The organism is Anabaena sp. 54, assembly GCF_017355725.1.
GTDB classification, from domain to species: Bacteria; Cyanobacteriota; Cyanobacteriia; order Cyanobacteriales; family Nostocaceae; genus Dolichospermum; species Dolichospermum heterosporum.
Window position 1 is genome coordinate 1 of record NZ_JAAVWA010000052.1, and the last position, 22,419, is coordinate 22,419.

General features: G+C 38.4%; 16 protein-coding genes, 1 tRNA gene and 2 pseudogenes. 7 read left to right on the top strand and 12 right to left on the bottom strand.

What is annotated here, in order from left to right:
• Positions 1-468: 468 nt before the first annotated feature.
• The 3 genes from HEQ36_RS25015 to HEQ36_RS25025 all read right to left on the bottom strand — a co-directional run bounded on the left by HEQ36_RS25015 (position 469) and on the right by HEQ36_RS25025 (position 2,439).
• A complete protein-coding gene (locus HEQ36_RS25015; protein ID WP_168465558.1) occupies positions 469-1,272 on the bottom strand; it encodes an inositol monophosphatase family protein in 804 nt (267 codons plus the stop codon).
• Between the two features lie 203 nt (positions 1,273-1,475).
• Positions 1,476-2,039: a thermonuclease family protein gene (locus HEQ36_RS25020; protein ID WP_233455499.1), complete on the bottom strand. Its 564-nt coding sequence runs from the start codon at positions 2,037-2,039 to the stop codon at positions 1,476-1,478.
• 31 nt (positions 2,040-2,070) lie between these two features.
• Entirely contained in the window at positions 2,071-2,439 is a 369-nt protein-coding gene (locus tag HEQ36_RS25025) for a 2Fe-2S iron-sulfur cluster-binding protein (protein ID WP_027403653.1), read from the bottom strand.
• Positions 2,440-2,909: 470 nt separating this feature from the next.
• On the opposite strand from HEQ36_RS25025, the gene HEQ36_RS25030 reads away from it, so the two are divergent.
• The 3 genes from HEQ36_RS25030 (at position 2,910) to HEQ36_RS25040 (ending at position 5,140) form a co-directional block, all read left to right on the top strand.
• Positions 2,910-2,996: transfer RNA gene (locus HEQ36_RS25030), tRNA-Ser, on the top strand.
• A 301-nt stretch (positions 2,997-3,297) separates the two neighbouring features.
• Entirely contained in the window at positions 3,298-4,008 is a 711-nt protein-coding gene (locus tag HEQ36_RS25035) for an NYN domain-containing protein (RefSeq protein ID WP_039203992.1), read from the top strand.
• An 808-nt stretch (positions 4,009-4,816) separates the two neighbouring features.
• On the top strand, positions 4,817-5,140 hold the full coding sequence (locus HEQ36_RS25040; protein WP_039203988.1) for a hypothetical protein: 324 nt from the start codon (positions 4,817-4,819) through the stop codon (positions 5,138-5,140).
• Between the two features lie 386 nt (positions 5,141-5,526).
• Here the strand turns inward: HEQ36_RS25040 and HEQ36_RS25045 are convergent, their stop codons facing one another.
• The 5 genes from HEQ36_RS25045 to HEQ36_RS25065 all read right to left on the bottom strand — a co-directional run bounded on the left by HEQ36_RS25045 (position 5,527) and on the right by HEQ36_RS25065 (position 10,671).
• Complete coding sequence (locus HEQ36_RS25045) at positions 5,527-6,744, bottom strand: ABC transporter permease (RefSeq protein WP_168635402.1); 1,218 nt, start codon at positions 6,742-6,744, stop codon at positions 5,527-5,529.
• Positions 6,745-6,765: 21 nt separating this feature from the next.
• Positions 6,766-8,235 (bottom strand): efflux RND transporter periplasmic adaptor subunit, encoded by a 1,470-nt coding sequence (locus HEQ36_RS25050; RefSeq protein ID WP_168635403.1) that lies wholly within the window; start codon positions 8,233-8,235, stop codon positions 6,766-6,768.
• Positions 8,236-8,519: 284 nt separating this feature from the next.
• Positions 8,520-9,590 (bottom strand): tetratricopeptide repeat protein, encoded by a 1,071-nt coding sequence (locus HEQ36_RS25055; RefSeq protein ID WP_168635404.1) that lies wholly within the window; start codon positions 9,588-9,590, stop codon positions 8,520-8,522.
• A 276-nt stretch (positions 9,591-9,866) separates the two neighbouring features.
• The gene (locus HEQ36_RS25060; protein WP_053537701.1) at positions 9,867-10,490 is read right to left on the bottom strand and encodes an RNA polymerase subunit sigma-70; all 624 of its coding nucleotides are present in this window, start codon (positions 10,488-10,490) and stop codon (positions 9,867-9,869) included.
• A 31-nt stretch (positions 10,491-10,521) separates the two neighbouring features.
• Positions 10,522-10,671, bottom strand: a complete 150-nt coding sequence (locus tag HEQ36_RS25065) for a hypothetical protein (protein WP_168635405.1) — start codon at positions 10,669-10,671, stop codon at positions 10,522-10,524.
• A gap of 202 nt (positions 10,672-10,873) precedes the next feature.
• Between HEQ36_RS25065 and HEQ36_RS25070 the strand changes: the two genes are divergently transcribed.
• Positions 10,874-11,470, top strand: coding sequence for a glyoxalase-like domain protein (locus HEQ36_RS25070; protein ID WP_053537700.1), 597 nt, complete (start codon positions 10,874-10,876; stop codon positions 11,468-11,470).
• Positions 11,471-11,736: 266 nt separating this feature from the next.
• Here HEQ36_RS25070 and HEQ36_RS25075 read toward each other — a convergent pair whose 3' ends face one another.
• The 3 genes and pseudogenes from HEQ36_RS25075 to HEQ36_RS26120 all read right to left on the bottom strand — a co-directional run bounded on the left by HEQ36_RS25075 (position 11,737) and on the right by HEQ36_RS26120 (position 13,415).
• Complete coding sequence (locus HEQ36_RS25075; RefSeq protein WP_168635406.1) at positions 11,737-11,892, bottom strand: hypothetical protein; 156 nt, start codon at positions 11,890-11,892, stop codon at positions 11,737-11,739.
• Positions 11,889-12,137 carry a UPF0175 family protein gene (locus tag HEQ36_RS25080; protein ID WP_053537699.1) on the bottom strand — a complete coding sequence of 83 codons (249 nt, stop codon included), beginning with the start codon at positions 12,135-12,137 and terminating at the stop codon, positions 11,889-11,891. Before HEQ36_RS25080 ends, HEQ36_RS25075 begins: the two co-directional genes overlap by 4 nt.
• A gap of 82 nt (positions 12,138-12,219) precedes the next feature.
• Positions 12,220-13,415: pseudogene (locus HEQ36_RS26120) on the bottom strand (ISAzo13 family transposase).
• A 650-nt stretch (positions 13,416-14,065) separates the two neighbouring features.
• Here HEQ36_RS26120 and HEQ36_RS25095 point away from each other — a divergent pair.
• Positions 14,066-15,026 (top strand): annotated as a pseudogene (locus HEQ36_RS25095) (IS110 family transposase).
• A 166-nt stretch (positions 15,027-15,192) separates the two neighbouring features.
• Here the strand turns inward: HEQ36_RS25095 and HEQ36_RS25100 are convergent.
• On the bottom strand, positions 15,193-17,781 hold the full coding sequence (locus HEQ36_RS25100) for a substrate-binding domain-containing protein (protein WP_168635407.1): 2,589 nt from the start codon (positions 17,779-17,781) through the stop codon (positions 15,193-15,195).
• Between the two features lie 1,006 nt (positions 17,782-18,787).
• Here HEQ36_RS25100 and HEQ36_RS25105 point away from each other — a divergent pair.
• Both HEQ36_RS25105 and HEQ36_RS25110 read left to right on the top strand, forming a co-directional pair.
• Positions 18,788-21,982, top strand: a complete 3,195-nt coding sequence (locus tag HEQ36_RS25105) for a PAS domain S-box protein (protein ID WP_290708681.1) — start codon at positions 18,788-18,790, stop codon at positions 21,980-21,982.
• A 185-nt stretch (positions 21,983-22,167) separates the two neighbouring features.
• Positions 22,168-22,371 carry a hypothetical protein gene (locus tag HEQ36_RS25110; protein ID WP_027403642.1) on the top strand — a complete coding sequence of 68 codons (204 nt, stop codon included), beginning with the start codon at positions 22,168-22,170 and terminating at the stop codon, positions 22,369-22,371.
• Positions 22,372-22,419: the final 48 nt, after the last annotated feature.

The window sequence follows — 22,419 nt, forward strand, 5'->3', positions numbered from 1 at the left end:
CAGGGAACAGGGAACAGGGAACAGGGAACAGGGAACAGGGAACAGGGAACAGGGAACAGGGAACAGGGAACAGGGAATAGGGAACAGAGAATAGGGAATAGGGAACAGGGAATAGGGAACAGGGAATAGGGAATAGGGAACAGAGAATAGGGAATAGGGATACTGAAAACGGTTCATAGTTTAACCAAATATGAAACCCCTCTCCAAACCTCTCCCCGCAACGGGGAGAGGCTTTGAACTTGTTCCGGGTTTGATGACAATTTGCTGTAATTTCGCCAGATGCAAAAAAGTAAAATCCATCAAAACCTATTGCCTATTGCCTATTGCCTATTCCCTCTTGCCTATTGCCTATTGCCTATTGCCTATTCCCTCTTGCCTATTGCCTATTGCCTATTGCCTATTGCCTATTGCCTCTTGCCTCTTGCCTTGCCATAACGACAATTTTTAACGCCAACCTACTAAGAAAACTTATGTCCAACTAGATAAAGGGGGAACTTGCGTCAATTCCTGACTGAGTTTTTTGTGAATATGACCGTTAGTAGCCAGAATTCTCCCCGAATTAATGTTTATCGGAGTTCCATCATAGGCAGTGACGTTACCTCCCGCTTCCTGAACCAATATTATTCCAGCCACAACATCCCAAGGTGCAATTCCCCTTTCCCAATAACCATCAACTCTCCCACAGGCTACATAAGCTAAATCCAAGGCTGCTGCACCATCACGTCTGACACCTTGGGTAAGATGGGTAAGATGACAAAACTCTGCATAATTGTTGTCAGCAGTTTCCCGGCGATCATAAGCAAATCCACTAACTAACAAGCTTTTACCTAATTCCGCTGTTTGGGAGACCTGAATAGGGCGACGGTTACGAGTTGCACCTAAGCCAGCAGCAGCCCGAAATAATTCATCACGAAAAGGGTCATAAATTACCCCTACCTTGGGGACACCGTGAATCAGCAACCCAATGGAAACAGCGAAACAGGGGTATTGATGGGCGTAATTAGTAGTACCATCGAGAGGGTCAATAGCCCAGAGAAATTCATTATCTTGGTTCCCCAGTTTTCCCGACTCTTCAGCGAGGATGGAATGCTGGGGAAAATGACGACGCAATACTTCTAAAATTACCTGTTCAGAAGCTTTATCAGCAGCGGTAACTAAATCACCAGGACGACCTTTTTCGGTGATTACGTTTTCTAATTTACCTAAATAATCTTGTAAAACTACACCTGCGGCTAAAGCTGCTTCTGTAGCAATATCTAGAAAAATTTGCATATTTGTTAGTTGTTAGTTGTCAGTTGTCAGTTGTGCAATAGATGGCATAGCAAACCTTTACGTCTAAGTAGGTGAGCGTTGAAAATTGTCGTTATGGCAAGGCAAAAGGCAAGAGGCAAGAGGCAAGAGTGAAGAGGGTTTGGGCGATTTTACATTTCTTTACACAGTTTGGTTTTATTGTGTTCACCTACTTACGTCTACATTTAACGAGAGAGACGGCGAAATTCTCCAGGAGTCACCCGCATGGGTTTATCTGTATTCCAAATGCCTTTTCCCATGATTCTCGCCCATTGTTGAGCGTGTTCTAGTCGTTGGTCGTATTTGTGATTAGGCGATCGCGCTACAAATAAAGCATATCCTTGTTTGACAACTTCTTCATTTAACAACAGTTTATCTTTCCATACATAAGCCAAGGTTCGGTTAAATTTATCCTTAGCTTCTAAGTCAAATTCCAGATTAACACCCTGATTTGCACCGCCAATTAAACTTTCAACAAATTGTTTAGCATCCTCACCCCAAGGAATTTGGCGGATATCAGGTGCATCTAAACCAATTAACCGCACCGGGGAAATTAAATTCGGTTGTGACTCCATTCCCAATACTTCCAAACTTTGCCCACTCACAACCCGTGCTACCCTGACACTAGCGGGAGTTATTGAAGAGTTGCTTTGGCTTTGACAACTCACCAAAAGTGAAAAACTAGCCAATATAATTATTTTTGGCACAAAAACGCGAAGATTGACCACTACAGCAGTCATCCTCGCCATCAAATTCATTAACCTAAACACACAAAAAATATTAGTCCTCATCTAAGGGTAAACCTGCTTTAACTTTGCCCTTACCAAAAAACCGCCCAAACTGAAGTTCATAAACCTCATCTTCATCTTGTGTTTCCACTTCCAAATCAGAACGAGCATAACTTACGCATAATAAAGCGTAACCTTGACGGCGTAAATCTGGAGACAGGCCAATGGCTTCCGGTTGGTGAATTTCTCCTGATATAACTCTGACAGCGCAAGTTGTACAAGCCCCATTCCGACAAGAAAAGGGGAGTTCCGTCCCGTTATGTTCAGCCGTGTGTAAAATATAACGGTCTTCAGGAACTTCCAGAGTATGTGATGTCCCAGTTTGGCGATTGTAAACTTTAATTTTGTGGGTTTGAACCATCTTAATTTTCAGATTTGCGGATTTGGAGTTTCACACCTAATTATAAGAAGATTGTTGGAAAACTTCGTATTTTCAGGTCAGGAAGTGGGTGGGGGAGGTGGGGGAGGTGGGGAGGTGGGGAGGTGGGGAGGTGGGGAGGTGGGGGAGGTGGGGGATGTGGGGGATGTGGGGGATGTGGGGGATGTGGGGGAGGTGGGGAGGTGGGGGAGGTGGGGGAGGTGGGGGATGTGGGGGATGTGGGGGAGGTGGGGAGGTGGGGAGGTGGGGAGGTGGGGAGGTGGGGAGGTGGGGAGGTGGGGGATGTGGGGGAGGTGAAGGTAAGTAGGGGTGGGGGAGGTGGGGGAGGGAAGAACAGAAGTTTTCATTACCCGTCAAAATAAATTTGACGAACTACTAGCCATAAAAAATCTCTTTTCTAAAAAGGTTGCCTTTTTTTAAATTCTGTTGTAGGATTGCAAAGCGAGACAACTGGAGAGATGGCCGAGTGGTTGAAGGCGCAGACCTGGAAAGTCTGTTATGCAGAAATGTATACGAGGGTTCGAATCCCTCTCTCTCCATTTACCAATAATAATTAAGTTTGATTTAACAATCCTTGCTTTTAGGCGCACAGAGTAGATTTTACCAACGAAACTCAAGGACAATTTCTGGATATAAATAGTGAATTTCGCCTAAAGGTGTGCATATTGTGTAAAGTATATGCAGGTAGACGGACAAATATCATATTCACCTAGAAGAAATTGGCTAAAATCTAGCTTATAGGTATTAATTCAACCAAGGCAGTATCAAGAAATTAGTTAAAATTTAGCTATTATCAATTTACTTACAACAACATCCCCACTTTAATATTTAGAGGTATCAATGCAGTTTGAAAATTTTAGCAAGAAAACAAACGAATATAAAGAACTTAAAGAAAAACCTCATTGGCAAGGTCCCGCAACCAAAGGCAATATTAAGCCTAAAGAACCTAATCCAGCTAATAATACTGGCTTTAATGAGGATGACAATCGTGGTCGGGTAGCAATTTTTATTGATGGATTAAATCTATTTCATGCCGCATTACAACTGGGAATTGAAATTGATTATGTCAAATTGCTTTGTCGTTTAACGAAAACTTCTCGATTACTACGTGCCTTCTTTTACACAGGAATAGACAGTGGCAATGAAAAACAACAGGGATTTCTCTTATGGATGCGTCGTAACGGCTATCGTGTAGTTACTAAAGATATGAGTGTAGTTGTAGATAATTACAAAAAACCAAATCTGAATGTCGAAATTGCCGTTGATATGATTACTTTAGCGCCCTATTATGATACCGCTGTCTTAGTCAGTGGAGATGGAGATTTAGCCTATGCTGTTCATGCAGTTAGTAATGTAGGCGCTAGAGTAGAAGTAATTGGTTTGCAAACAACTACTAGCGACAGTGAAGCGCGGTCTAGAAATCATCTGATTGATGTGGCTGATGAATTTATAGATTTTGACAGTATTAAACAACACATTCAAAAAGATGCTGCTATCGGTTATAGTTATCGGACTTCTGCAAATTACCATCTGCAAATTCCCAATATATAAATCAATGGTTTTGGGAATATTCAGTGTTGACACCATCAAAAATTGGCGTTGCTGATTAAGAGTATGATTTTATTATGCCTACGGCACGCTGCGCGAACACGCAGAGGCGCAGAGTCTCAGAGAGTAAGAGTTTCATTTTTTTGATTTTCCAATTTCATACCTCAATTCAGCAACGCCCAAAATTAATAGCTATTCCCTCAACAATTTTAGCCGTGAATTTGCTCAGAAATGATCTAATTTGAGCGATCGCAAAAATTTCCTATTGACAAATTGACAAAAAAGTGATAGTAAACCTATCAATGTTATTAATTTTAGTGATATTTAGGGTTTGCTGATAGCGTAGCGTGGCGTTAGCCATAGTATGCCCGCGCCACAAGAAATTTTTGGGTATTTTTTTAATTGGAAGTCCCTTAGCCATATTCCTGAATGGGCGCAAGCCCTGCGCCCCTACCTCCTGATAGCCTAGCGTGTCGATAGCTTGCGTAGCGACGCAGGAGTATTAAATGCTGCATTCTATTTGGCACTTTTTTCATATCTATGCTATATCAGTGTGGAACTAGCTAATTAATATCAATAAGTATACAGCATATGACAGATTAATGAGGTACAGGATCTAAATTCAAAGCCAGACAGCAAGCCAGTTTTACTCCTGACTCGGTAACTCCTGAATTATGCTGTAGCTACCATACTTCAAAATTCAGATTTGAATCAAGTATGATTGCTTGTTAATTTATTTTTAGCATTCACTTAAAATGTATCTGAAATAGCTATTTTTTTAAGAAATTAAATCATTGAAGGAGTAGGTGTAGTGAATCAAATCCAGTCAACTTTAGTTATTAGCTATGTCTTAATGACTGGCTATTTTCTTACCAATTGGTTAACATTTTCTCTCCGTAACCCTACATCTTCTCCAGCGGATAAATTTCTATCTTTTGTCATGGTCATTATTACTACTATTTTATGGCCTGTAGTTATCGTTATCTATTGCTTAGAAATATTAAAAAAAGGCAAGTTAGAATTTACTACGGTAGTTCCTGTACTTTTGGCAATATTTGCATTTAGTATTTCCTACTATTTGAGTTCTTTACATGAACATTGGTTGTGTTATTACGATCTATTTTGCCATATTTAAATTCGGCGTTGCTGAATTGGCGTATGATTTTTGGAGGTAGAGACGTTCCATGGAACGTCTCTACAAGAGTCTTGAACGTATGCAAAATTATTTTCATCCCTAAAATCAGCAACGCCTTAAATTCCTATCAGCAGCAGGTTTAAATTTTGCAATTTTTTTGGCGACCCCTAACTATGCAATTTAACCTAAATTTGTACTTTAAGTAGGTGAACACAATAAAACCAAACTGTGTAAAGAAACATAAAATCGCTGAAAACTTCTTTACTCTTGCCTCTTGCCTTGCTATAACGACAATTTTCAACGCCAACCTACTTACTTGTATTAACTCAATCTTTACAGGAATATCCGGTAAGCGTAAAGCTCAGTGGCTTTAGCCGCTGAGAGTGTCAAGCCGTTCTCAGCGCTACCATTGGATCAAGTTGAGCCGCACGACGGGCAGGAACGACACCAAAAAATAAACCAATCCCACCAGAAACACTAGCGGCTAATATAACTGCACTTGGTGAAATTGTAGCCTGTAAAGGGGTAAATATTCCCACTAAAATGATGCTACCACCGCCTAAAGCAATGCCGATTACACCACCAGCTACTGATAATATCACGGCTTCAATCATGAATTGCAAAAGAATGTCCTGTTGAGTTGCACCAATAGCTTTACGCAGTCCAATTTCTTGGGTACGTTCGGTGACAGAAACTAACATAATATTCATAATACCAATACCGCCAACAAATAAGGAAATACTGGCGATCGCAGCCAACATGATTGTTAATGCTCCGGTAATTGTATTCGTGATTTCTAAAAGGTTCTTTTGGGTTTGAATAGTAAAATCATCTTCACGGACAATTTTGTGCCGGCGACGGAGTAAGTTTGTCATTTGAAATTCTGCGGCGGAGATGCTATTTTCATCTTGAGCAGATACAGAAATTAAAGAAACATTAATACCAAAGGGGGATGTTCTTCCCACCAGCCGACTAAACATAGTATTAATAGGAATAAAAACTGCATCATCACTGTTATTACCAAAGGAAGAACCTTTAGCTACTGTTAAGCCAATCACCTCAAAAGTAGTATTTTGAATGCGGATTTTTTGACCAACAGGATTTTGATTATCAAATAGTTTGGTGGCTAAATCTGGAGCTAATACTGCTACTCTTTTATTCCGTTTAATATCAAAGTCATTAAAAAATCTGCCTTCTTTAATTTCCAAACTACGAACTGTTGTATAATTAGGAGTAGTGCCGATCACTGTACTAGTTGTACTTTTATTTCGGTAATTGATTGTGCTTCTGTTATTAATTTCTGGGGCAACTTCTTTAACTGCACGCACTTGTTTAGCGATCGCCTTAGCATCTTGTAAAACTAAAGTTCTGGGCATTGTTGTCACTCTTCCCCGGCTTCCTGGACTCCCAGGGATAATAAATAAGGTATTTGGTCCCAATGATGAAAATTGCTTAGTTGCCAATGTTTGTGCGCCTTCTCCAATGCCAATCATGGCAATTACCGAAGCATTACCAATAATAATTCCTAACATGGTTAAACTACTTCGCAACTTATTAGCTAATAAGGTAGTAGTCGCCATTTTCACACTTTCTAAAATGTCCATATTTTGTATTTAATTATGATTTTATTTTTCCGGTTCTTTATTTCCTTTGCCCTTGGTTTTAGGTAGATCAATAAATATGCGATCGCCTGCTTTTAAGCCTTCTAAAACCTGAATTTGGTTATCAATATTTGCACCAATGGTGACTAACTTAAATTGGGGTTTATTTTGATCACCCAATAACCACACACCAGTTTTTCCCTTTTGAGTAACAATTAACTCTTGGGGTATTAACAGCGCATTTTCAATATTATTACCAATAAATGTCACTTCACTAACATTCATTCCCGAACGCAGTTTATTTGCTGTCTTATCAATAGCCACCCGCACCTGAAAAGATGTGACATTTTGCTCAACTACCGCTTCAGGGGCAATCAACCGCACTCTTCCATGAAAAACTTCATCAGGATAAGCATCAATGGCAATTTCCACTTTTTGTCCCTGTTTAATTTGGGGAATATCCACTTCAGGAACTTTAGCCAGCACTTCTAAACCTTTAGCTAAAGCAACTATAGAAGTAGATGTTGCCGAAGCATCACTAGAAGCAGAAATAGCCGGACTCACATAAGCCCCCACTGTCGCGTATCTTTGAGTTACAATTCCCGAAAAAGGAGCGCGGATAATTGTATCTTCTAATTGAACTTGTTGTTGTTTTAACTGAGCTTCCGCACTAGCTACTGCTGCTTTCAATTTGGCAATTTCTTGGGGACGATTACCATTTTCTAATTTTCGTAATCCTTCCTTTTCTTGATTAACAATTGCTGCTTGCTTTTGAATATCTTGGTTGCGGTTGCCCACTTTTAGTAAAGATAATCGGCGTTGTGCTTCTTCTAAATTAGCCTTAGCTTTACTATTTTCACTCACATATTGTTCTAAACTATCTTGGGAAATAGCCCCATTTTTAGCTAAATCTTGATAACGTTTGACTCTAGATTGGGTCAGTGCTACAGAAGCTTTTGCTGAGTCTACTTGAGCCTGTGCCTGTTGAATTTCCTGCAAACGATTACCATCTCGAATAATCGCTAATTGAGCCTGTGCTTGGTCTACACGGGCTTTTCCTTGGGCAATTTCTTCGGGACGACTGCCGGCTTCGCTATCTGCTAATTGTGCTTTTGCTTGGTCTAAATTAGCTTTATATTGGAGAATTCGCATTTTAATTTCCGAATTATCCATGCGAGCAATTATTTGTCCTTGTTTGATAGTATCTCCCTGTTCAACATTTAAACCTGCCAATAATCCTGGACTTTTAGGACTAATATTCACACTTTCAACTGGTTGAACTTTGCCACTAGCAGTAATGCGGACAGTTACGCTTTTTGCTTCTACAGGAACAGTTAATTTACTAATATCTAGGGGTTTATTTCTTTGCTGGATGGTTTTGATCGTGGCTGTTGTTCCCACAATTAAAACACCACTAGCTATCAAACCCATTAACCACCGCAATGGATATTTAACTTTTTTGCCAATTAAGGGAATTTCAATGTAAAAAGTCATGATTGAAAAAGGTTAGGAATAGAAGTTGGCAAGAATCTTTTATAGTTGAAAATCTATGATAATCATTTGATTTATTTAATTCATCATCTGATTGAGTGAATTTTCAGTTTGTATAGTTTTCTATCTCCGTCCTGGCTATATTAACACATTTTTCTAGGACTTACATATTAACAAAATCAAGCAAATATGTGGTCTTATCTTCTTTGATTCGTGATCAATTCCTATTTATTTATATCCCCGACTTCTTTGAGAAGTCGGGGATCTGGTATTTTGGTATTTTGTTATTAACGGGTTTTTAATTCATTAAGTTTATAGACTAATAAACTTTCTTGTTTACTATCTTCTAATTTCTGGGCTATGGAAATAGCTTGTGTATATAAATCCTTAGCTTTGGTAAAGTTGCCCATTTTCTCATAAATTTCTCCAGAGACAAATAAATATTTTAGATCTTCTGCGGGATTGTTAATAGAATCAGTTAGTTTAACACGATTGTCTAACAGTTTCAAAGCTAAATCGTAACGACCTAATGCAGTATTAGCTGTGACTAAACCATCAATTGCTCGTAATTGATTGGGACGTTCAAAACTTTTTTCAGCTAACTGCATTGCCAAACTATAACTACCAATAGTCTTTTGATAATCGCCCATAGCTAAATAAGCATCACCAAGATTATTTAGGGTATTAGCTTCACCAATAATATCACCAATCTGGCGGCGGAAAGTTAAGGCATATTCGCCAATTTTCACGGCTTTATGATAATCACCTATGCGGAAAGCAACCAAGCTTAAATTACTTAAAGATAGCCCTTGTCCTTCTGGGTTAATAATATTACGAGCCACTACTAAAGCATCTTCAAGAGTTTCTTGGGCGGCGATATTTTCGCCTTTTTGGAGAAATAATGTAGCTAGATTATTTAGGGCAAAAATTTGATTTTGAAAATCTTGATTATCGCGGGCGATCGCTAACTGTCGGCGAATGGCATCTTCAGCATTATTGATATCATTTAATTGTAGATAGGTATTAGCTAATAAATCATAAGTTAAACCCTGGGCTTTTAAATCACCTAATGAGTGATAAATTTCCAAAGCTGCTAAAGATAATTTTAGGGTTTTTTGGGGAAATCCTTGGGATAATTGCTGTCTACCTTGTCTGAGTAATTTATCAGCTACATTTCGTGATGATTTATTTGCGGGATTATTTAAAGGACGATGAATTTGTTGGGTAATATCAATTGCTTTTACACCTGTGGTAGTCAATAAACAGGTGAGTAGTACCATATAAAAAGTCAAAAATGGTAATTTTAAGAAATTGCTGATATTAATTAGATTTCCTGATACTAAATGCCGCTGTTTCATAATATATAACCGGGAAATTCCGGCTGTAAATAGATGGTATAAGGAACTTCCAAGAAAAAAATTATTCCAATAAATGAACAAAAGAACCACAGAGGCACAGAGAACACAGAGAGAGAAGAAATAGAGAGAGTTTTTGCGTTAGTTTTGGGACATATTTTTATTTGGAAGTCTCTAAGACAAGTTTTGTCTGAGCAAGCCAAGAACTAACGAGAGGGATTTTTTCTATGGTTCTGTACCGTAAATGGGCGACTGTGATTATTATAGCTAAAGTTAGGATTAAATCCCAGCTTCACCTAAGTAAATAGCCCGAATATCAGCAGGTAATTTATCTTCTAGCATCTCATATCCTTCTTGGAGAGAAATTGCGACTTCCGAAGGGGAAATTTGTTCTCCTTCAGCTTGCAAATAGGCAGCAATTCTGGTTTCACTCCAGTGGAAGGTTTGCGCCATTAAAACGATTAATCGTGATATTGGTGGTAGTTGATCTAATGCCTGTTCTACATAGCACCATAGTGGTGGGGATGTATCCTTGAGGGAATAATGAATGGCTTCTGTGGGTGGAAGCTTAATCTCGTTAATATGGAATGCAGTAATGTTAATTAACCAATTTTGTAAGGTTAAGGATTCCGTTTCTGTGGATGCTTGGTTTAAGTCCAGTCCCCCTAATTCATAATAGATATTTCGCCAGATAAGAGCAAATAAATAATCAGCTTGCACAGGCGATCGCGCCGAATGCCGAATTAAGGTGTAAACTATGGGACTATAACGGCAAAAAATCACCGTAAAATACTTGCCATAATCTGGATATCGCTGAAATAGACTCAGTAGTTCTTGATCACTGTGATGAAATAGCGACTTCACCAATGGGTGATTAGCTTCGGGAAAGTGGGGAATTTGCACAATCTCTGAACTAGATAACTGTTAAAATATACTAGGGAATGGTGATGCGATCACTAATAATATCAGAAAGCAATACTTGTCGGTTCAGGAAATGTAGGTTGGGTTGAGCGAAACCCAAGAAAATCCTTGATAATGTTGGGTTATGGCTGATGCCTCCGGCGATAGCGAAGCGCTGCTGCAAGCAGTTCGCCGGGATACCCCAGGCTTCGTGAACGTTCCTCAACCTACCATATAATGACTTTTCAGGCTTGACCGAGCAGTATCGTATTGGAAAGTCAGTTAGTTTGTAAAGTCAGACTGCGAGACTCTTGATAAACTAGAAACAATGTTAGTCTTAACTGACAATACTCAAAGCGTCTCCTTTATTGTGATTCTGTTTGTTCATGGTTATAGAAGCTAGTTCCATAATGTTCCTGCTGAGTCCACTCACTTTCGGCTCTTTCTTGCCCTCCCTGCCCTTGGATAGCCTGTTCTCCACCCAGGGGATTATGATTATGCTACTGGCAGCTTACGCTGGCGCTATGTGGATGTTTCTCAGCAGCGCCCCTAAAGTTTATACTGTCATGGTATCGGATTTAGAAGTTGCCCGACAGTTATATGCAGGATTGCTAGATTTACCTGTAGCGGAAGTCCCTTTGCACTACTATTACAACTACGAGCAAACCATTGGTGCAACAGGTATTGACCCGCTGTATATGTCCGCTGGTCCCAGTTGGTCTAATAGCACCATGAATAATGGTAATGACGGACTGTGGTATCAACTCAAGAAAAATACTCAATTACATATTATCACTGGTGCAAGTTTAGGCAAAAAAGATCAGCATCGTCATGTTTGCTTTGATCATGATTGTCTAGAATTAATTTTAATGCGGGTAGAAGTCAGAGGTTTAAAGTTCAAAATTCGCAACCAAAAGCCTTTGAATTTTTTAGTTAAGGATTATGAAGGGCGTGTCATTGAAATGGCTGAAGTTGCTAATTAGTCATGATGGGTGTGTTGGGTTTTCCTAATGCACCCTGAATAATATGAATTAGGGTTAATTTAACTTATCACAGAAGGAAATTACAGAGAGAAAAAACTCAAGTGAGAATAAAAACAAATAAACATATTGAGTAAAAAAAGGCAGATGAGAAACATTAAATCACCAAAAATGGGATTATTTTCCTTCCTTTTCCTGTCCTAAAAGTAAAATCTTGTCATATAAAAGCGGAGAAATCCAAAAAGTAGAATTTTCAATCAACTTATCCATCAAACTTGTATTTCGCTTAAAAATAGAGGATGACACCTGGATAATTCTTCATAAACTGCTTGAGGAATAATCACCCTTTCATAAAGTGCCTGCAACAGAAAAATATGTTCAATACTAATTAAATTAGTAATCACAGAAGTATCACTAATGATCACAATCTTCCCAACTCCTGTAAATTCTGTAAATCAATCTCAAAATCCTCCAAATCATAATGATACAAAGGTATTTTACGTGTTTTCAGTAAATCTCGAAAAGTATTTAACTCCATTTGTGCCATTTTAGCTGCATAATCACAAGTTAATCGCCCCGACTCAAATAAATGTAATGCAATCTCTTGTAAAAATTCCGTAGGGGTTAACTGGGAAGCGTCTAAAAATTCATCTGCAATCACTAATGACATTACCAGAATCTCTTAATTCTATATTTACATTTTAGCGAACAATGTCCACTTTAAAACAAATTAGGAATGTGGATTAAATAACTTACAATTCTAAATGTTGTTGTGGTTTAGCAGTATAGTTCCACTGTGGCAAAAAATCATCAAAGAAAATCTCCATTGTTTCTTTAAAACCCTCAGCAACTTTCTTACCGGTTTGGTAGGCTTTATCAATGATGGTCGTAAAAACCTGTAACCCTTTCTGAGTAGTAGCTTTTGCCATCAGTTTAGCTACAGTGTTAACACTGTCGAAAATAACACCTTTACAAGCCCGACTTAGATGTGGAAACAGCCGATGCTCAATCGGATTGTACTTAGATGTATAAGGAGGATAGTGAGCAATGCGAATTTCAATTCCAATTTCATTCACCAAAGCTTGTAATGCTTCTTTGAATACATAGTAACGAGAACTGTTGCTACCACCACCATCACATAACAGTAGTATAGAGGTAGCCAATTGGTAGCGGTTTTTGCCATAATTATTCCACCAATAACGGATTGAATCACAGGCAAATTCGCTGGTGTCATGGCTAGTACCAATTTGTATAAAACCAATGTTATCCTTTAAATCATATAACCCATGTGGAATTGCTATTCCTGTTGCCAAAGATGGAAAGTCGTGGTCTAATACCTTGATTGGAGCATCAGTATAAATACTTCCTTCTCTATATAAATTGCCAATTAACTCTTTTTTTTACTGTCCATACTAATCACTGGGTTACCCTCAGCAAAATACTGGGTTTTAAGGCTTTCAATCTTCTCAAACTGCTCATTACGATTTTCGCTACTTCCACACGCAATCATTTTCACTGCTTTGCGTTTACGAAATTTATGTTCCCAGAGTAATTGGTCTACAACTGTAACACTGATATTTATGCCTTTTTCGGCTAATAAGTCTGCTATTTGTTGACGAGTTAAGTTTGTCCATTTAATATCCTCGTCCATTGGCGAACCTGCTGTGTGTGTTTCTATTACCGTCAGGAATGCTTCATTGATTCCAGGTATCGTTAACAGTGCTTTTTTTCTTCCTCCTCCTGGACGGCGAATTCTTGGACTGCTGGTTTTACTCGGCTGTTCCAGATCCTCCATCCCTCTATTGATTGTTCTGTAGTTACATCCCAACAATTTACTTATGTATCCAATCCCCCCGTACCCAAGCTTTTTTGCTTCAATCGCTGCATACCGCCTACGGTCTTTCTCCGATAGAGATTCATAGTAATCTTGCATCTGCTTTTCTAGCATTGGAGAGTAGATTTCTATCACGATATTGTTCCCTAATACCTACTTCTTTAGTCTACTATACCCCTGTCACAACTTCTGCATTTTATTTAATCCACATTCCTTAATGCTTCTGTTCCCCAAGAAACAATTACGGGAGTAGTGGCAAGACTCACTTTTTACTCAGATGAATATGGCTACACAGTGGCACGCCATTTTGCATAAATGTTGAAAGTATGCGGCAATTATCACAGCGTTATATCAAGTAGGTTGGCATTAAAAATTGTCGTTATGACAAAGGAACAGGGTGGAGGTTCTAACCCACATTGGGACGGTCTACCACTTCCTCTAACATACCTCTAAGATACAGGGTTGGGTTGAAGCATGAAACCCAACAAATGCGTTGGGTTGCGCTGTCGCTTAACCCAACCTTGTATCTTAGAGGTATGTTAGAAGAAGTGGTAGACCGTCCCAACCTGGGTCAGAAAAGACCGCTTTGTAGCAAGGATCACCACAACAATCTCCATGACAGAACTCGAACAGTCGCCTGGGGTAAAAACTATGAACAAAGACATAGATAATATAGCCCGTATCGTGCAAGGATGAGTGAAATCAAGGGGATGAATAAAAACAAAACAAATTAAAAAGAAGTAATTGAAATTGGAGAGTTAAAAATGGATTATATCTCCCAATGGGTAGGCATTGACGTAAGTAAAGCAACACTTGATGTTTATATCCGTCCAATGGGTAAAGCATTTCAATTTGCTAATACTGAAACAGAAATAGCTAATCTAGTTAAGCAACTTCAATCTAACGATTTAAACCTAATCGTACTGGAAGCAACAGGAGGACTAGAAACAGAATTAATCATTCAATTGCAAGCGGCTCTTTTACCAGTAGCATTAATCAATCCTCGTCAGGGAAGAGACTTTGCTAAAGCTACAGGTAAGTTAGCCAAAACCGATGCCATTGATGCACAGATTTTGGCGCATTTCGGTGAAGCAATGAAACCGGAGGTGTTAGCATTTTGATTGTGAAATGTCACGTCAATTAGGCGAATTAATTAGTCGCCGAAGACAATTAGTAGAAATGTCTACAGCGGAAAAGAATCGCCGTGACCGCGCTCGTGGTAAAGCTTTGACAGATATTGAATCCCATATTGATTATCTTGAGCAACATCTTCAACAACTCAATCAAGAAATTGAGACGTTGACCCAAAATAATCAACAATGGATTGATAAAGTCAATCTACTCAAAACTACTCCTGGCATTGGTCAAGTAATTTCTACCACTTTAGTTTCTGACTTACCAGAATTAGGTCAATTAACTGCCAAACAAATCTCTCGCTTAGTTGGTGTTGCACCAATTAATCATGATAGTGGTCAGCACAAAGGTAAGCGCATGATTAATGGTGGTCGCGCCCATGTTCGTGCCATTCTTTATATGGGTGCTGTTGTTGCCATGCGTCATAATCCTGTTATCAAAACTTTTTATGAGCGCTTGGTTGAACGTGGTAAACCCAAAAAATTGGCCATTACTGCTTGCGTTCATAAAATGTTAGTTATTTTAAATGCGATGATTCGAGATCATCTTCCTTGGTCTATTTCTCAAGACTCACAACCAATTTCTGCATAAAGTTCTACTGTCGTTTTTATACCTCCAATCTAGTTTGGTAATTTATGGCAATCTATAATTTACCTGTTTTGTTCTGTTCTGTTTTTCTCCTCTATTTTCTGACTTTTTTCCTAGACTTTAAATTTTTCCTTAACGATCGCTTGACAATCAAGACAGTCGCTACATTCTAACCCTCTTTTTGTTCTTGGAAAAACTTCTGATCAATAGTTTTCCTATATTCTCTATTAGCAGAAGTAGCCATTATATGATAGTCAACTGAATTATCCACAAAGGGGACAGTTAACTTAAATGTACCATCAGGATTGACCTTGACTTTTTGACCATCAATAGTGACATTTGCACCTGCTTCTGTAGCACCATGAAGAACCAATTCTGTATCAACGATAACCCAGAAATCTGTACTGGGACGACTAAAAATACGAACTGTTCCAGAACGCGCTAAACACAACCACTGATTATCACGATTCACATAACCGATTTCTGTCATGTAGTCCCGTTCACCTTTGGAAATAGGTACATAACGATCATTGATTGCGGTTTCACATTCGTATTGTGCATCGAACTGAGGACGCTGATAGCTCAGATCAAGATTGGTAACATCATAGACGCGGATAGCCAACATGGTAAATCCTTGATTGTGTAATGCTTGTTGATGATCTTCAGAAATATACCAAGATAGGTAAGCCCATTTGGGAGTGCGGGGTGTGAAAATAATTCTAGTATTTCCAGTCGCATTGATGGGATTAATATTAGTCCAGGCTTCTATCTCAGCATCTAATTCCATTGCTATAGCTTCATTTGTAGCTGGAAGAGGCAAGGGAGTAGGATATATCTCTTCTTCTATTTCCGCGGTATTGAAGGTAATTTCACTAGTAATGGCGTTTAAAGCCTCCCCTAACTCGAATGGCAAGTCAGATGATAAATCAGATAATAAATCTTGAGTTTGTGGTGATTGGCTGACTGGTTGAGGTGCTTGGGTTAGGTTGAGAACTTCTGTTATGCTGTTATCTGACTTAACTGGTGTGGAGGTAATACCAAGTAATTCTGATAAGGATGTAATCTTTTGATTAGATTTAATTACAGGCGTTTCTGGTGCTTCTAATGGAATATTACTGACTTCATTGCTGGAAATATCTGCATTAATTGGCTGGTGGTGAATATTCGGGATTTGTGGAAAGTAACTATTGACGACAATAACAGGGTCTTCTGTCTCCCAAGCAACTTCATCATAGTTGAGATCAAGATTAATTTCAGACATTTCCTGAATTTGATTATTGGGGTAAGTTGTCTGTGGTACATCTATAATGGCTATATTACTCACTGACGTTATTTCCTGGTTATCATCATCTTTGTGGTAATTTGCACCATTAAGTCCATTACCATTACTATTCCCATTACTATTTAATATTGATGCAAATGCTTCTGAATCTGACCGAGTAAACATTGTCTCTGGAAGAGAATCACTTTCTTGATTTGAGGATGTCTGTGCTTTTTCAATCGGTAGCGAAGCGCTGCTGGTAACTGTTCGCTTTCTTCTTCTCAACCACAATGGCAAAAAGCTACTGAATCCCGCAATTAGTAATAAAGGCATTAGTAATAAAAACCTCATATTTTTGGTAATCATGGAGGGATTATCAAAGAGGTTTATCAACTGTATTTCCCTTCTAGCGTCTTGAGGTTCGGGTATAACTAATTTTTCAGGCGTTGGTGTTACTAAAGATGGACTTTGAGAAACGGAAGGAGTTACTGTGGGGGTGGCTGTAGGTATTTCTGAAGGAGTTGTTAAAGGAATTTCTGAAGGGGTGGTGGTAGAGATATTAGCCACAGGCAGAGACATAGTTTGTATGGATATGGCTGCAATAGCAATTGCTTCTGCTTCTTTAGCCGCTTTTATAGACTCTTCTCCTGGTTTGGCTAAAACAAAACCTAGAAAATCTCTAACTTTAGGACTGGGATTTTCTTTATAAACGTAAACAAAAGACTGGAAAAAAGGATATTTAGAATTATCTGGCAAAAAATCTTGTACTTTTAATACCCGCACATCCGGTAGTTTAGAAATTTGACTTGCTAACACATAGCTAATGCCGTCATTACTTAATTCTTTAACAATGTTAGGTGTGTCGTCTTTCACCAGTTGCACCGCATTAGTACCTGTCAATACTTGTCTAGACTTGAATACTGAATACTCACTAAAGGAATTACGAGTATCACTATCGAAGGGACGATCTATAAATCTAATTTTACCTTTGGCATTTCCCAATTCTGACCAATCTGTAATTTCTCCTCGAAAAATCTTAGCAAATTGCTCAGTAGTCAAACCATCATAGAAGGGATTATTCATACCAACAATGATGGCAATTTTTTCTTGACGCACTAGCACCTCTTTTAGACCTTGTGCTTTTTCTTCTGGAGTGAGTTTGCGACCAAGGGATGCTAGATCAGCTTTACCATCTAAAACCGCTTTTACAGCATCTTCATTGCCGTTAATTGCAATTTCTACTTTAGTTCCCGAAAACTGGGTTTCAAAGTTTTCTTTTAAGCGTTGGTTGACAAGTAGGGAGTTACGAGAACTATCAACTTTAACTACAGTCCCATTTTCTACTTTTTCTGGTAGGGGAAAATCTGGAGTCTCATTCTTGGATTCTGCTTGGATGGGTAGGGAAATTAAGAAATTTGCTACCATTGGACTGGTAACTATAGCCATTACTAAGGCCAGTTTGATAATTACAGGATTTTTTTGTTGTTGTTGCCACATATATCTCTGATTTAGCTAATATAAATGAACTACTCGCCAATAATCAAAATATTATTTGATTGAGTAATGCTTTGTCCAAATTGGAAAAAGCCTTGATTTGTAGGTTAAATTGTTCGCCTTAGCGTTGCCCAGCCATAGCATGAAACTTAAAAAATGCGTTAAGTTACGCTTTGGCTTAACCCAACCTACAGAAAATGGCTAAGGTATTGATTGAGAAGATGGGTTAATTATACAGCGTGAGTTATTTTTATCTGTAATAACACAAGTGATTAAATTAAAACAGGAATTAGGAGTAATCAGGAGGAATCAGCAGGGATTTAGCAATTCTCAATCTAAACTCCTAGACGAAGGTGCAATGAATACAGTATTTATAATTGCGCTTTACATTTAACTAAAGTTTTATTGTAACTAATCACTACTAAGTCAAAGATGTGCTATAACCCCAAAGGAACTCCACAAAAAGAAATGCCAATTTTCCAAAATATGTCTCAATACCTTGTCCAAATTAGAAAAAGCCTTGATTTGTAGGGTTACAGTCATTGCGAGCGAAGGGAAGCAATCACAACCCTTGGAATTGCTTCATTTCACTTCGTCCCATATGGCTAACGCCACGCAACGCTTACGCAATGACATTGTGTAATTAATTCTGTCTCACGACTTATTGGTTATATATAAATTTTCAAGTATACAATTTGATCATACGATTAAGATTTAAACAATATCCCTATTAAGTGGGTGGAGAAAAATTAAAATATATTTCGTTTTGTGAAATAGCTAAAACTGTTCCCTGTTCCCTGCCTTCACAGACAACTTAAGTAGGTGAACATAATTTTGTGGCTTACTCTTAGAGACTTCCAAATAAAAAAATGTCCCAAAACTAACGCAAAAACCCTCCCTATTTCTTCTCTCTCTGTGTTCTCTGTGCCTCTGTGGTTCGTTTGTTCATTTATTTATTGGGATAATTTATTTCCTGGAAGTCCCTTAAAGGTTGTTTGAAAAGTCTTTAATGTATAAATTAACCCCTTATTACCATAGTTTTACTGATATGAAATTAGTTGCAGAAGTATCTATTGATCAGACAAAACCATTAAACCCATTAGTTGATGGACTGAATGAGAAGTTAATTGATTTACCTAGTTTACATCAAATTATTGATTATTCTCCTGTAACTATTGGTCATGATAGTTATGTAATGGATGCTATTAAATTGATGAATCAGGTTGCAGTTAGTCATTTAACCCAAGAGGCAAAAGACTATGTTTTGGTGGTAGAGGGCAAGAAATTACAAGGAATTTTGACGATTAAGGATGTACTAAGGGTAGTTGCCTCAAATACTAACCTATCAGCAGTGAAAATGGCGGATGTGATGAATCAGCCACCAATTACCCTCAAAAAATCAGATTCTGAGCATATTTTAACCGTGTTGGCACTTTTAAATCAGCATGATATTCAACATTTACCTATAGTAGATGACGAAGAAAACTTAATTGGTATTGTCCATGAAAAAGACTTATTACAAAGCTTAAATATAGAAAAAATAGTGGGTGTGATTGAGGCATTACAGGAAAATCTCGGAGATTCTAATACAAAACACACAGCAATTAATCAAGAATTAGAGGTAATTCGCCGGCAAACTTATAATTATTTACAACAATGGGTGAAAGAAGAGGTTGCTGATAGTGTAGAAATTAATCTGCAACTTCAGGAAACCTTAGAAGAACTGCAAATTGCAGAAGAAGAACTGCGGCAACAAAATGAACAATTGATCTATTCTCGTGAAATTACTGAAGCAGAACGGCAGCGTTATCAAAATCTATTTGAATTTGCACCTAATGGTTATTTAGTAACTGATAGTTTAGGTATAATTCAGCAAGCTAATTATGGAGCAGCATCCCTATTATCTGTACGTCAAAATTATCTGATTGGCAAGCCATTAGTGGTGTTTATTGTTGCAAAACACCGCTTTCAGTTCGTAGCCCAGTTAAAAAAAATACAGCATATACAGGAATGGGAAATAGATTTCCAGTCTCGCAAAGGTTCGCTATTTTCTGCTAGTGTCAGAGTAAATCCTATATCTGATAGTGAAGGTAAAAGAACCGGGTTATTGTGGTCAATAACTGATATTAGCGAACAGCAAGCTGCACTGCGTGAACGCCAAAAATTAGAAGCAGCGCTCCGTCAAAATAGCGATGTTTTGGAAACCAGGGTAAAAGAACGCACGGCAGAATTAGTGATTGCTAATGAGCGATTGCAACAGGAAATCGTGGAACGAGAAGAGATTCAAGATTCCTTACAAGAAAGTGAAGCCCGACTCACATTGGCACTGGAAGCAGGTAAAATTGGAATCTGGGATTGGCATATCCAAACCAATAAAACTCTCTGGTCTCCTAATTTGGGTTTAATGTATGGTTTACCTATTGATACTCTATCTCCTAATTGTGAAGACTTTCTCAAGTTAGTCTATCCTGAAGACCGTGAGCGGTTTCAAAAATGTGTGAGTACCTCTATTGAGAAAAAAGTTGATTTTGTCTGTGAGTATCGGATCGTTTGTGGTGATAGTAGCCTAAATTGGTTGAGTTCTAGAGGAAAAGTTTACTGTAATGAAAATGGTGAACCGATGCGGATGATTGGTACTACTAGGGATATTTCTGAACGGAAGGCAACTGAACAGCAAATCTCTGAACAAGCTGCCCTTTTAGATATTGCAACTGATGCAATTTTTGTCCGTGATTTTCAAGCCCAAATTCTTTTTTGGAATCAGGGTGCAGAGAAGATATATGGGTGGAAAAGTCAGGATGTTTTAGACAAGAATCCCAAGGATATTTTTTATGATTCAACTTCCCATGAGCAAGAGATCATTCCTCTGAAAACTGTAGTGAGATTGGGAAGTTGGCAGGGTGAATTACGCAAACGTACACAATCGAATCAACTAATTATTGTTCAAAGTCGTTGGACATTGATGTTAGATGGTGATGGACAACCTAAATCTATTCTCACGGTAGATACTGATATTACTGAAAAGAAAAGACTAGAAGAGCAGTTTTCCCGCGCTCAACAGATGGAAATTCATGCTAAAAGAATGGAAAGTATTGGGACTTTAGCTGGTGGGATTGCTCACAATATCAATAATCATTTAACACCGATTTTAGGATATGCTCAATTGCTTAGAAGTAAACCTTCGTTAGATAAAGATAATTGTTTGCCAATGCTAACAACTATTGAGAATAATGCTAAAAAAGGGGCAGCCTTGGTAAGACAACTTTTATCTTTTGCTAAGGGAGTAGAGATTCAATATACAACTATTCAGATTAGTGATTTGATTAGGGATACTATTCAGATGGCTAAGGAAACATTTTCTTTTCCTCAATCTATCATATTTTTCACCGATCTCCCGCCAAAATTATGGACGGTATCTGGGGATAAGAATGAACTGGAACAAGTATTAATTAACTTAATGGTTAATGCTGGTCATGCTATGCCTAATGGTGGCAATCTGTCTATTTCTGCGGAAAATTTGTATATTAGTGAAGAGATGAGACGGATAAATCATTATGCTGGTGTGGGAAATTATATTGTGATTACCGTGGAAGATACGGGGACGGGGATGCCACCGGAAATATTAGAAAGAATATTTGAGCCATTTTTTACTACTAAGGATATTGGCAAGGGAACAGGATTAGGACTATCAACAGTGCTAGGAACGATTAAAAGTCACAAGGGTTTTATTAATGTTGATAGTGAAGTGGGGAAAGGCAGTAAATTTAAAGTATTTTTACCATCGGTAAATCAGGAAGTTATCGCTTTAGAACCGGATTATGGGGAAATGTATCCAGGACGGGGAGAGTTAATTTTGGTGGTAGATGATGAACCCCAAGTGCTGGAAGTTACGAAAAATATTTTAGAAAGTTACAATTATCAAACTATTACTGCTAAAAATGGGATGGAGGCGATCGCTATTTATGCACGGTACAAACAGCAAATTAGAGCAGTGTTGATGGATATGATGATGCCAGAAATGGATGGAAGTTCTGCTATCTCCAATTTGAAAAAAATCAATCCTCAAGTCAAAATAATTGCTTGTAGTGGACGTAATATCCAAAATATGCTGGAACCAAGTAATGAAAATCAAGTTCCTGCGATTTTATTAAAACCCTACACTAATCAAGAATTACTGGAAACATTGAGTTATGTACTGAAGTGAGGAGTCAGGAGGTAGGGGCGCAGGGACTGCGCCCAGTCAGCCCCAGTCAGCCCAGTCAGGAGAAATGAAAAAAAAATTACCAATTACCAATATTTGAGTATTTTGAACAGATTTTTGGGGATAGTAGCACTTATGCTCATAGAATTGACCGATTCATGAGACTTTTATTCTTTCCTGGCAAATCTATGACACCTCAAGAATTTTTAGCAAAGTTGGCAACAGCCCCAACAGACCCCGAAAAACTGGTAATTTTTGCAGAATACTTGGATACAAATGCCTTAGACTATGCCACAACACCAAGATGGAGAAGTCTTTCTTATAGTAACGAAATTGAAATGGCACTGAAAAATGTGGCTTTTCATTTAGAAGCGCTCGCTGAAGTTGAGTAATACGTAAGGGAGTGGGGGGAGTTGGGGGAGTTGGGGGAGTGGGGGGAG

Coding starts and splice junctions, on each gene's coding strand:
- HEQ36_RS25110 (WP_027403642.1), top strand. CDS start 22,168: ATGACACCTCAAGAATTTTTAGCAAAGTTGGCAACAGCCCCAACAGAC.
- HEQ36_RS25100 (WP_168635407.1), bottom strand. CDS start 17,781: ATGTGGCAACAACAACAAAAAAATCCTGTAATTATCAAACTGGCCTTA.
- HEQ36_RS25045 (WP_168635402.1), bottom strand. CDS start 6,744: ATGGACATTTTAGAAAGTGTGAAAATGGCGACTACTACCTTATTAGCT.
- HEQ36_RS25080 (WP_053537699.1), bottom strand. CDS start 12,137: ATGTCATTAGTGATTGCAGATGAATTTTTAGACGCTTCCCAGTTAACC.
- HEQ36_RS25105 (WP_290708681.1), top strand. CDS start 18,788: ATGTATAAATTAACCCCTTATTACCATAGTTTTACTGATATGAAATTA.
- HEQ36_RS25050 (WP_168635403.1), bottom strand. CDS start 8,235: ATGACTTTTTACATTGAAATTCCCTTAATTGGCAAAAAAGTTAAATAT.
- HEQ36_RS25070 (WP_053537700.1), top strand. CDS start 10,874: ATGGTTATAGAAGCTAGTTCCATAATGTTCCTGCTGAGTCCACTCACT.
- HEQ36_RS25020 (WP_233455499.1), bottom strand. CDS start 2,039: ATGGCGAGGATGACTGCTGTAGTGGTCAATCTTCGCGTTTTTGTGCCA.
- HEQ36_RS25055 (WP_168635404.1), bottom strand. CDS start 9,590: ATGAAACAGCGGCATTTAGTATCAGGAAATCTAATTAATATCAGCAAT.
- HEQ36_RS25035 (WP_039203992.1), top strand. CDS start 3,298: ATGCAGTTTGAAAATTTTAGCAAGAAAACAAACGAATATAAAGAACTT.
- HEQ36_RS25015 (WP_168465558.1), bottom strand. CDS start 1,272: ATGCAAATTTTTCTAGATATTGCTACAGAAGCAGCTTTAGCCGCAGGT.
- HEQ36_RS25025 (WP_027403653.1), bottom strand. CDS start 2,439: ATGGTTCAAACCCACAAAATTAAAGTTTACAATCGCCAAACTGGGACA.